The sequence below is a fragment of the Micromonospora yongxingensis genome, from assembly GCF_052601155.1.
Genome location: NZ_JBQXEO010000003.1, coordinates 219,193 through 229,740 on the forward strand (window position 1 = coordinate 219,193; position 10,548 = coordinate 229,740).

The following is a 10,548-nucleotide window of genomic DNA, read 5'->3' on the forward strand; positions in this document are numbered from 1 at the left end:
AGATGACCGTGGACCTCGCCTGGTACGCCCTGCTCGGCCTCTTCTTCGGCGCCTACCTGGTGCTCGCCGGCTACGACTACGGCGTCGGCCTGCTGCTCGCCCGGGGCGGTGGCCCGGCCGGGCGGCGGGCGGCCCTCACCGCGCTCGGCCCGTTCTTCCTCGGCAACGAGGTCTGGCTGGTGGCCGCCGTGGGCATCCTCTTCGGCGCCTTCCCGATCCTGGAGGGCGAACTCCTCTCCGGCTGCTACCCGGCGGTCGCCGGCGCGCTGGCCGGGGTGATCCTGGTGACCGCCGGGGTGCAGTTGCGCAGCCGACCGACCGACGAACGGATCCGGGCCCGTTGGGACCGCGTCGTGGTGGTCGGCAGCGTGCTCGCCGCGCTGGGCTGGGGTGTGCTGCTGGCCGCGCTGCTGCAGGGCGTACCCCGCCAGGCCGACGGTCACGTCGCCGGGGTGTCGCATCTGGCCACACCGTTCGCGGCAGCCGCCGGGCTGGCCATGGTCGCCCTGATCGCGGTGCACGGTGCGACCTTCCTCACCCTGCGACTGCCGGCCGCCGACGCCGCCGTGGTCGGCCGGTCCGCCCGCCGCCTGGTGCCGGTGGCGCTCACCGCGGTCGCCCTGGCCACCGTCGTGGGCCTGCTCTCCGCCCGGGTACGCGAGTCGGTCCAACGGCCGGCGGTGGCCGTACTCCTGCCGGTGCTGCTGGTGGTGGCGCTGCTGGTCGCCCGCGCGGCGCTGGCCCGGCGCCGACCGGGGTGGGCTCTGGTCGCCACCGGCGCGGCCCTGGCGCTGCCGGTGGCGCTGGTCGCGGCGGCCCTCTGGCCCTACGTGCTGGTGTCCACGACCGACCCGGGCGCTTCCCTGACGGTCGCCGACGCGGCCGCCAGCGCACCGACGCTGCGGCTGCTGGGCTGGGTGGCGCTGCCGCTGCTGCCGGCCCTACTAGGCTTCCAGGCGATGTGCTGGTGGGTTTTCCGGGGACGGACCGACGGCAGGGCACCGGTGTACTGGTGAACCGCCGTCCCTTCGACCCGCGTCTGCTGCGCCGGGTCCCCGCGGCCCGGCGCGACCTTGCCGTGCTCGCGCTGCTCGGCGTCCTCGCCGCCGGGCTGATCGTGGCGCAGGCCACCGCGCTGGCCACGGTGCTGGCGGCCGCCTTCGACGGCCGGCTGGACCGGCCGGCGCTGGCCGGGTTCGTGCTCGCGGTCGCTGCGCGTTCCGTGCTGGTGTGGGCGCAGGGCACCGTCTCGGCGCGGGTCGCCGCGACGGTCAAGGCCGCGCTGCGGGCCGACCTGCTCGGCGCGGTGGGTCGGCACGGGCCGGGCTGGGTGGCCGGGCAGCGGGCCGGACAGCTCGCCACCCTGGCCGGGCGTGGGCTCGACGCGCTGGACGCCTACTTCACCGGCTACCTGCCGCAACTGGTGCTGAGCGTGACCGTGCCGCTCGCGGTGCTGGCCCGGGTCGTCTTCGCCGACTGGAGCTCGGCGGTGATCATCGCGCTGACCCTGCCGTTGATCCCGGTCTTCGGCGCACTGCTCGGCTGGCAGGCGCAGGCCGCCACCGAGCGGCAGTGGCGTCGCCTCTCCATGCTGGGCGGGCACTTCCTGGACATGGTCGCCGGGCTGCCCACGCTGCGCGCCTTCGGACGGGCGCGGGCGCAGACCGAGGTGGTGCGGCGGATGGCCGACGGGCACCGGACGGCCACCATGAAGACGCTGCGGATCGCCTTCCTCTCCGCGCTCGTGCTGGAGCTGGTCGCCACCCTGTCGGTGGCCCTGGTCGCGGTGCCGGTCGGCATCCGGCTCCTCGGCGGAGGGCTGGCCCTGCAGACCGCGCTGCTGGTGCTGCTGCTCACCCCCGAGGCGTACCTCCCGCTGCGGGCCGCCGGCAGCCGCTTCCACGCCAGCATGGAGGGGCTCACCGCGCTGGACGAGGCGCTCACCGTCTCGGCCGCGCCCGCCGCACCCCGCGCGGCCGAGGGAGCGGCCACCCCGGACGGTCGGGGCGAGATCCGGTTCGAGTCGGTGACCGTGGCCTACGAGCGGACCACGGCGCTGCGCGACGTGACCCTGACCATCCGGCCCGGCGAGCGGATCGCCATCATCGGGCCCAGCGGCGCCGGCAAGAGCACCCTGCTCGGCCTGCTGCTCGGCTTCGTGACGCCGACCGGCGGCCGGATCACCGTGGACGGCGTCGACCTCGCCGCCGCCGACCCGGACGCCTGGCGCCGGCAGGTGGCCTGGGTGCCGCAACGTGCCCACCTCTTCGCCGCCTCGCTGGCCGACAACATCCGGCTCGGCGCGCCGGACACCACACCGCAGGCGCTCGCCGCCGCCGTGAATGACGCGGCTCTGGACGACGTGGTGGCCGGTCTGCCGGACGGGCTCGACACGCTGCTCGGCGAACGCGGGCACGGGCTCTCCAGCGGCCAGCGGCAGCGGGTGGCCCTGGCGCGGGCGTTCCTCCGGGACGCCCCGGTGGTGCTGCTCGACGAGCCCACCGCCCGACTCGACACCGCAGCCGAGGCGGTGGTGCTCGACGCCACCCGCCGGCTGGTCGCCGGGCGGACCGCGCTGCTGGTGGCGCACCGGCCGGCGCTACTGGCCGACGCCGACCGGATCCTGCGCATCGAGGACGGCCGGGTCACCGAGCTGACCCCTGAGCCGACCGGGAAGGTGACCCGATGAGCGCGGCACCCGAGCCGCTGGCGCCCGGGCCGGGCCCGCTGGACGCGGTCCCTGAGTCGCCGGCCGGCGACGCCCCCACCGGGCGACTGACCGCCGAGCGGGTGGTGCTGCGGCTGGCCCGGCCGTACCTGGGCCGGCTCGTCGGCGCGGGGCTGCTCGCCGCCGCCACCGAGTTCGCCGGGCTCGCCCTCATGGCCACCGCCACCTGGCTGCTGATGAGCGCCGCCGGCCGACCGCCGCTGGACCGGCTCACCGTGGCGATCGTCGCGGTCCGGGCGCTCGCCATCAGCCGGGGCGTGTTCCGCTACACCGAACGGCTCGCCGGGCACGACGCCGTGCTGCGCATGATCACCGACGTCCGGGCCCGGGTCTTCGCGACCCTCGCCGGCCGTCGCACCGCCGGGCACCGCTCGGGGGACGTGCTGAGCAGGCTGGTCTCCGACGTCGAGGCGGTCCAGGACCTGCTGCTGCGGGTCCTGGTGCCGGCCTCGGCGGCGGCCGTGGTCGGGTTGTCGGCCGTGGTCGGGGCGGCGCTGATCTCGCCGCCGGCCGCCGGTGTGCTCGCCATCGGCCTGCTCGTCGCCGGGTTGGCGCTGCCCGCGCTGGCCACCGCGGTCACCCGGCGCAGCGCGGCCGAGGTGGCCCCGCTGCGCGGCGCGCTGGCCACCGACGCGATCGACCTGACCCACGGTGCCGCCGACCTGGCCGCGTTCGGCGCCACCGACACCGCTCTGCGCGCCGCCGAGCAGCGGGCCGGCCGGCTGGCCCGGCTGGAACGCCGGTTGGCCGCCACCGGGTTCGCGGTGGACGCGGCGGGGGTGCTCGTCGCCGGGCTGACCGCCGCCGCGGTCGTGCTGACCGCGCTGGCCGCCGACGTGCCGGGGGTCCTGATCGGCGTGCTGGCCGTCGGCACGCTGGCGGCCATCGAGGTGGCGCTGGCCCTGGTCGCCGCGGCCCGCCAGTGGACCCAGCTCCGGCCCGGCCTGACCCGGGTCGCCGCCCTGCTGGAGGCGGACACACCGCCACAGCCTGTCGAGGGCACGCCGGACACGGTCGACGGCGTGGACCTGGCCGGCCCGCACGAGCTGAGCTTCGTCGACGTGACCGTGCGGTACCGGGCCGGAGCCGCACCCGCCCTGGACCGGGTGAGCCTGGATCTGCCGCCCGGGCGGCGGATCGCCGTGGTCGGCCCGAGCGGCGCCGGCAAGAGCACCCTGGCCGCCGTGCTGACCGGCGCGGTCCGGCCCACGTCCGGCCGGGTCACCCTGGACGGCCGCGACCTGTCGGCGTACGCCGAGGACGAGCTGCCCCGCGCCGTCGGTGGACTGCTCGCCGAGGCGTACGTCTTCCACGCCACGGTTCGCGAGAACCTGCTGCTCGGCCGTGCCACCGCCGGCGAGGAGGAGCTGACGGCCGCGACAGCCGCCGCCGGCCTGCTGGACTGGGTACACGCCCAGCCTGCGGGTTGGGACACCCTGGTCGGTGAGGAGGGCGGCCAGCTCTCCGGCGGCCAGCGGCAACGGCTGGCGCTCGCCAGGGCCCTGCTCGCCGCGCCGCCGGTGCTGGTGCTCGACGAGCCCACCGAAGGGCTGGACCCGAGCGCCGCGGACGCCGTGCTCGCCTCCGCCCTCGCCGCCACCCCCGCCGGGCACTCGGTGCTGCTGATCAGCCACCGACTCAGCGGGCTGGCCGAGCTGGACGAGATCGTCGTTCTCGACGCCGGCCGGGTGATCCAGCGCGGCCGGCACTCCGACCTGGTCGCCGCACCCGGTTGGTACCGGGACCAGTGGCTGCTCCAGGCGGCGGCCGAACGCGGGTACCTGGCACTCGCCCCCTGACCCGTCTCCGGGCTCGACCAGGGTTTTCCCGGACGTCGGCGCGCCCGCGTCCGTGACAGGGTGGTGTCATGCCGCACTGCGAGGACGTGTTGGTGGAGGAGCACCTCCGGGAGCTGGCCACCCGGTTGCAGGGGCCGGCGCGACTGAAGTCCGACCTGCTGACCGAGGCCCGGCACGGGCTGCTGGACGCCGTCGAGGCGTACCGGGAGGACGGGGTGCCGGCCACGGAGGCGCAACGGCGTGCGGTGGCGGAGTTCGGCTCACCGGCGCAGCTCGTCCCCTCCTGGCAGGCCGAGCTGGCGGTGGGGGCGCTGCGCGGGCTCTCGCTGCGGATGCTGGCGATCGCCGGGGTGCTGGTGGTGGCGGGCGACCTGACCTGGCACGGTGCGAGCTGGAGCGACGGCCCGCAGCCGCCCGCCGTCTACCGGCTGCTCTCCGCCTCGGTCGACTGGATCTGGATGGGGGCGCTGCTGCTCGCCGTGGCCGGCCTGGTGGTCGTGACGGTGAGCGCCCGCTCCGCGCGGCCGGGCCTGGCGTTGGCGCAGCGCGTGGTCGGCGCCGGCCTGACCGGCATCCTGCTCCTCGGCATGCTGGCCGGCACCGCACTCTTCGCCTGGTCGATCGGGCTCTGGGACGCGGCGCTGACCTGGCCGCCGATGATCATCGGAGTGGTGCTGGCCGGCGCCGCCTACTTCTCGCTGGCCCGCGCGGCGCGCGGCTGGTTGCGGGCCACCGCCCGCTGACCGGGCGGGCGGCTCAGGCCGGGGTGCCGGGGGGTGGGCCGGCCGGGTCGAGGAACTGGCCGACCGTCGTGCGGAACTCGCGCCAACCGGCGCGCTCACCGGCCAGTGCCCGTCGGCCGTCGTCGGTGAGCTGGTACGTCCGCCGCTCCCGACCGTTGACCGTGCTCCAGGTGCTCGCCACGTGCCCGGCGCGCTCCAGCCGCCGCAGCGCCGGGTAGATGGTGCCGGTCGGCAGGTCGAGGTTGCCGTCGCTGCGCGCCCGCAGCGCCTCGATGATGGCGTAGCCGTGCAGCGCGCCCTGTTCGAGAACGGCGAGCAGCAGGGCGTCGAGGTGGCCGTGCAACTCCTGCGCCTTCATGCGTAGCAACGCTACTTGTCAGACGGCCGGTCCGCCACCGGCAGCCACCCGGACACGCCAGCGGTAACCTGCGGCTGTCAGCGGCGACCCGCAGGCCCGAGCCGGTGCACCGCTCGGCCATCGGGGTGCGGGCTCCGGTCACCCAGGGCCGCCGACTAGGGTATGTGCCCAGAGTCACTCGCCGGTCGGAGACGCCGGCGGGTGGGCAACCCGAAGCACACGGAGGTCAGCGTGGCCCGCCAGTCGCCCCAACGGCCCGACGCCGACGAGCCCGAGCTCGACGACACCACCGGTCCGGCCGAGCCAGACGACGCCGACGAGTCGGACGAGACCGGCCGCGCGTCGGCGTCGAGCGACCGGTCGCTCTGGGACGAGGTGCGGATCGACCCGGTGGAGATCGACCTGCCCGCCGGCACCGGCTTCACGCTGCGGGCCTACCGGCCGGCGGGGGAGCTGACCCCGACCGACGTGACCGAGCGCGACCAGGACGACCCGTTCCTCGCCCGCCGTCAGGTGGTCGAGGACGAGGACGACGAGACCGTCGTCATCCTCGACGAGGAACTGGCCGAGGAGTTCGCCGACAGCGACGAGGAGGAGCCGTCGCGCCGTCGCCGCGACGGCGCCACGGACGCCGACGCGACCGACGACGACGATGAGGACGAGGACGTCGCCGACGAGGCGGACGACGAGGAGGTGCCGGTCTTCCTCACCCACCGGGGCAAGCTGCTGCTGTTCAAGACCCCCGAGTCGTTGGTCAGTTTCATCCGATCCGGTGCGCCCAACGATCTGTCCCAACTGGACAGCTGGAATGAATTGGCCGAACGGGTGGAGCCGGCCGACATCGCGCCGCTCGACGAGGACACCTACGAGCTCGACCTCGTGGTGGAGAACCTGCGCGGCGGTCACGACACCTGGGACTCGACCCTCCTGATCAAGGCTGGCGAGGCCGCCCGTGACCTGTCGTACGCGTTGCGGCTGCCTGCGGTCCTGGACATGCTCTCCGCGGACTCCAGCCTGGACGACCTGGACGAGGCGCTGCGGGCCACCGTCAACGGCGGCATCGGCGGTTTCATGGGCCGACGGCGGCTGAAGAAAATCGGGGCACAAACCGCAAGTCTGGGTTGGCGCACCATTGTCGGCAAGATCTCTGCGGTCGTGGACTGGCGCGACTGACCCGTACCGGGGAGCATCAGTTGCTGGCAGAGGAAAGACCTGTCCCGGGAGGAGGACGACGCCGTGGCGCTCGTGCGCGTGTACTGCGGTCTGGCCTCGGCGGACCCGGCTGATCGACCGGCCTCGGCCGGTTCGACGCTGACGTCCGCTGTGGTCGACGACGCAGGCCGTCTGCTGCATGTCTGCGAGATCGGCGACGACGCGGCTGGTTACGCCCGGCTCGTCGCGCTGCTCGTGGAGCGGTCGGGCGGGCCGAGCGGTGCGGCCATCGCCGCCGACAGCGACGACCACACGGTCACCTCGCTGTTGAGCGCGGCGGGTCGACCCCTGGCGATCGCCGACGACGACTCGGTGGACGACTTCGCCGAGCGGTTCGCCGACGACGACTCCCTGGAGGAGATGCAGTCCCCGCCGGCGGAACGCCGGGCCGTCGGCCTCGCCCGCGCACTGCAGGCGGGTGCGCTCTCCGCGGTCACCCTGCCGGCACCCCGGGACCTGGCCGGCTACAAGCAGGTGCTCTCCGCGCACGCCGCGCTGGCCAGCGGTCGGCACTCCGCCGCCGTGGCGCTGCGCGAGGTGCTGCGCGAGCTGTACCCGGCGGCGCTACGGGCCTACCCGGATCCGGCTGAGCCGGTCTCGCTGGCCGTGCTGGACGCGCTGCCCGAGCCGGGCATGCTCGGCGGCACCGTCGCCCGGGGTCGTGAGGTCTCGGTCGCCGCCGACGCCATCGCCGCCCACCTCGCCGCCGACGGCGTGGCCGACGCCGAAGAAATCAACGAGGCCGTCACCGCCCTCCAGGTGGCCATCTCCGAGACGCCCCGCCGCGCCGCCGTGAACCGGGCTCTCACCTCTGCGGTGGCCGAGACGGTCCGGCAGGCGGTCGCCTCCGTACGGGCCTGCGACGCCGGGTGCGAGGCTCTGGTCAGTGCGCTCAGCGCCCGGGTCAGCACCCCCGCGCCGGCGCCCGGCCGTCGCGCCGCCGCCCGTCGTGGCGAGTCGGTCGGCGAGCTGGCCGGCGCGCCCACCAGCGGCACCGGGTTGCGAGCGGTCCGGCCGAACCCGGCCGCCGCCGAGCCCGCGCCCACCGGTGGCCGGCGCAGCCGTCCCGAGCCGGTTCCGGGGGGCGCCCCGCTGGCGTCGCCCCGCCCGCTCGGACCGCCACCCGTCGCCCCGGCACCGGTCACGCCGCCTCCGGTCGCGCCCGCTCCGGTGGCCCCGGCCGCGCACGCCGGTCCGCCGGTGTCCGCCCCGCCCGGGCGCACCGAGTTCACCCAGAGCCGCATCGACGGTCCGACCAACCGACCGGTCTCCTCGCCGCCGCCCCCGCCGCCCGGGATCACCCCGATCGCACCGGCGCAGCGCGGCACGGTGCCACCGGCCGAGGCCGGCGAACCGTTCCGGCCGACGCTGACCACCGCCGCGATCAACAACGCGCGGGCCGAGCGGCAGCGCACGGTCATCCCACCGCGCCCGAAGACCAACGGTGATCTCCGATCGAGCCCTCTGCAACGCCCGGTCGTCGACGAGCCGCCCACCGGTGGTTTCAGCGCCACCGATCTCAGCATCCCGGTGCCCACGCCCCGGCCCGGTCAGGAGTCCGCGCCGCCGGGCTCCCGGGCCAACTGGCCACTGGTCAACAACCCGGAGGACCCGGCCGAGAGCTCGCCCAACAACCCGGCCGCCTACTCGTACGGCGGCGGTCGTGGCATCGAGGCCCCGACCGACCCGGGCCGCGCCGACGGCCGCGTCACCCCGCCCTGGCTGGCGGACGACCTGCCGCAGGAGCCACCGATGCTGCGGTTGGTGGAGCCGCCACCGCTGGCCGACCGGGCGCTGCGCGAGGGGCTCAACCCGCCCGCGGACCCGCATCTGGAGACGCCACCGCTGCGGCTCGTCGATCGGGAGCAGGCCGCCCGCAACGGACGCCCGGCGGCCCGCGCCGAACGCGCCCCCGAGCACCGGCCGTCGCCTCCGGTCGAGCACCGGCCGCCGCCGGTCGCCGACGAGGGCGACGGTGACCTGCTGATCTTCGCGCAGGCCAAGTCGGCTTGGTTCGTCGGGCAGCCCGAGGAGTCCGATCTGGACTGGTCGACCACGGCCGACACCGGGTGGCAGGCCGCCGAGCAGGCTGCCCGCCCGGCAGTGGGTGCCGAGACGACGGCCGGGCTGCCGAAGCGGGTGCCGCAGGCCAACCTGGTCCCGGGCTCTCCGTTGCGCGAGGAGCGTCCACTGCGGATAGTGCGTGACGCTGCGAGCCTCGCCGAGAACACCACCGGCTACTTCCGCGGCTGGCGCCGTGGGCAGGAGATCGGCGGCTTCGCGGTGGGCGGCCGCCCGGGTCGCGAGGCCGCCGGCGGCTGGGACTTCAGCCGCGACCACGGCGACCGCGACGACGACCGGGAGTACGAGTACCGGTCCGCCGGCTACCAGTCCTGACCACTCGCACCCACGCGGTTCCCGCCACCGTCGGCTGATTCAACGCTGACAGCCCGGTGGCGGGAGCACACTACGGCGACGGACGTCCCGGGGCGGAAACACACGCCCCGGACGCCGTCGCCGCGTCTGTTCAACGAAGAGATCCTGGAAGGACCCGGCCCCTCCGGGGGGCGGCTTCCTTCCAGGATCTCGGCGGGGTCGAACGTTGACCGGCCCTGGACAGCACTCAGCGCCCGGTGGCGGCGAGGCCACCACCGGGCGCGGATCCGTCCCGGTCAGGCCGGGGCGACGGCGCGCGTACGGCGCATGGTGAGCACGTACTCGACCAGCGAGATCAGCACGTGCTTCGTCGACTCCCGGTTACGGGCGTCGCAGGCCACCACCGGCACGTCGCTCGAGATCGCCAGCGCGTCCCGGACGTCCTGCGGGTCGTGGTACTGCATCCCGTCGAAGCAGTTGATGGCCACCAGATACGGCAGCCGCCGATGCTCGAAGAAGTCGATCGCCGCGAAGCAGTCAGCCAGCCGGCGAGTGTCCACCAGCACGACCGCACCGATGGCGCCCCGAACCAGTTCGTCCCACATGAACCAGAATCGGGTCTGACCCGGCGTACCGAACAGGTACAGGATCAGGTCACGGTCGATCGAGATCCGGCCGAAGTCCATGGCCACCGTGGTCGTCGTCTTGCCCGGCACCTGCCGGGTGTCGTCGACGCCCACGCCGGCGGAGGTCATGATGGCCTCGGTGGTCAGCGGCGTGATCTCCGAGACCGAGCCGACCAGCGTCGTTTTACCGACGCCGAATCCACCGGCGATAACGATCTTCGCCGACGTCACGCGCGCGCTCGGGTTCGGCGGGCGGTGCGACATGTCAGAGCCTGCGAAGTCCACTCAGCACCCTCTCCAGCAGTTCAGTGCCCACCGCGTCGTCGGAGTCGTCCAGGATGGTCGGCTCGTGGACCGCGACCAGGCCGTCCGTCGCCATGTCGGCGATGAGCACCCGGGCCACACCGAGCGGGAGCTGCATCCGCGCCGCGATCTCGGCGAGCGATTGCACGCGTCCGTCACACAGCGCGGCGATGTACTGGTGTTCGCGGCCCTGGCCGCCGTTGCCATTGGCAGCGGCCCGACCGCGCACCGTCGTCTCGACGAGCGCCTCCAGCGCGATGTCGAGCCGGGGACGGGTACGACCACGGGTCACGGCGTATGGACGGACCAACGCTCCGGTCGGTTCGTCACGATCGGCCATGTCGCCGCTCACCTCCTTCGTACCCCGTACCGGCTCCCACCGGTGAAACCCGTCGTTGTTGTC

Annotated in this window: 9 protein-coding genes; 6 read left to right on the forward strand and 3 right to left on the reverse strand. The window is 74.9% G+C overall.

From position 1 onward, the window contains the following. The first annotated feature begins 2 nt into the window (after nucleotides 1–2). The 4 genes from ACTWLT_RS06565 (at nucleotide 3) to ACTWLT_RS06580 (ending at nucleotide 5,270) form a co-directional block, all read left to right on the forward strand. Nucleotides 3–1,016, forward strand: coding sequence for a cytochrome d ubiquinol oxidase subunit II (locus ACTWLT_RS06565; protein WP_445317539.1), 1,014 nt, complete (start codon nucleotides 3–5; stop codon nucleotides 1,014–1,016). Then, complete coding sequence (gene cydD, locus ACTWLT_RS06570; protein WP_445317540.1) at nucleotides 1,013–2,689, forward strand: thiol reductant ABC exporter subunit CydD; 1,677 nt, start codon at nucleotides 1,013–1,015, stop codon at nucleotides 2,687–2,689. Before ACTWLT_RS06565 ends, cydD begins: the two co-directional genes overlap by 4 nt. Further along, nucleotides 2,686–4,527, forward strand: coding sequence for a thiol reductant ABC exporter subunit CydC (gene cydC, locus ACTWLT_RS06575; RefSeq protein WP_445317541.1), 1,842 nt, complete (start codon nucleotides 2,686–2,688; stop codon nucleotides 4,525–4,527). Before cydD ends, cydC begins: the two co-directional genes overlap by 4 nt. A gap of 68 nt (nucleotides 4,528–4,595) precedes the next feature. Further along, nucleotides 4,596–5,270, forward strand: coding sequence for a permease prefix domain 1-containing protein (locus ACTWLT_RS06580; protein WP_252415851.1), 675 nt, complete (start codon nucleotides 4,596–4,598; stop codon nucleotides 5,268–5,270). Between the two features lie 13 nt (nucleotides 5,271–5,283). Here ACTWLT_RS06580 and ACTWLT_RS06585 read toward each other — a convergent pair whose 3' ends face one another. Further along, entirely contained in the window at nucleotides 5,284–5,628 is a 345-nt protein-coding gene (locus ACTWLT_RS06585; RefSeq protein ID WP_252415852.1) for a PadR family transcriptional regulator, read from the reverse strand. Nucleotides 5,629–5,829: 201 nt separating this feature from the next. Here ACTWLT_RS06585 and ACTWLT_RS06590 point away from each other — a divergent pair, with 201 nt between their 5' ends. Continuing rightward, the gene (locus ACTWLT_RS06590) at nucleotides 5,830–6,801 is read left to right on the forward strand and encodes a SatS C-terminal domain-containing protein (protein WP_445317542.1); all 972 of its coding nucleotides are present in this window, start codon (nucleotides 5,830–5,832) and stop codon (nucleotides 6,799–6,801) included. A 39-nt stretch (nucleotides 6,802–6,840) separates the two neighbouring features. Beyond that, entirely contained in the window at nucleotides 6,841–9,237 is a 2,397-nt protein-coding gene (locus ACTWLT_RS06595; protein ID WP_445317646.1) for a transposase, read from the forward strand. 275 nt (nucleotides 9,238–9,512) lie between these two features. Here the strand turns inward: ACTWLT_RS06595 and ACTWLT_RS06600 are convergent, their stop codons facing one another. Together ACTWLT_RS06600 and ACTWLT_RS06605 are read right to left on the reverse strand one after the other, a co-directional pair. Continuing rightward, nucleotides 9,513–10,106, reverse strand: a complete 594-nt coding sequence (locus tag ACTWLT_RS06600) for a GTP-binding protein (protein WP_328423405.1) — start codon at nucleotides 10,104–10,106, stop codon at nucleotides 9,513–9,515. Between the two features lies 1 nt (nucleotide 10,107). Continuing rightward, nucleotides 10,108–10,485, reverse strand: coding sequence for a DUF742 domain-containing protein (locus ACTWLT_RS06605; RefSeq protein WP_030329021.1), 378 nt, complete (start codon nucleotides 10,483–10,485; stop codon nucleotides 10,108–10,110). Nucleotides 10,486–10,548: the final 63 nt, after the last annotated feature.

What these genes read in the sequence shown, in the direction of transcription:
- ACTWLT_RS06600 (WP_328423405.1), bottom strand. Translation starts at nt 10,106, where the DNA reads ATGTCGCACCGCCCGCCGAACCCGAGCGCGCGCGTGACGTCGGCGAAG.
- ACTWLT_RS06605 (WP_030329021.1), bottom strand. Translation starts at nt 10,485, where the DNA reads ATGGCCGATCGTGACGAACCGACCGGAGCGTTGGTCCGTCCATACGCC.
- ACTWLT_RS06585 (WP_252415852.1), bottom strand. Translation starts at nt 5,628, where the DNA reads ATGAAGGCGCAGGAGTTGCACGGCCACCTCGACGCCCTGCTGCTCGCC.
- ACTWLT_RS06565 (WP_445317539.1), top strand. Translation starts at nt 3, where the DNA reads ATGACCGTGGACCTCGCCTGGTACGCCCTGCTCGGCCTCTTCTTCGGC.
- ACTWLT_RS06580 (WP_252415851.1), top strand. Translation starts at nt 4,596, where the DNA reads ATGCCGCACTGCGAGGACGTGTTGGTGGAGGAGCACCTCCGGGAGCTG.
- cydC (WP_445317541.1), top strand. Translation starts at nt 2,686, where the DNA reads ATGAGCGCGGCACCCGAGCCGCTGGCGCCCGGGCCGGGCCCGCTGGAC.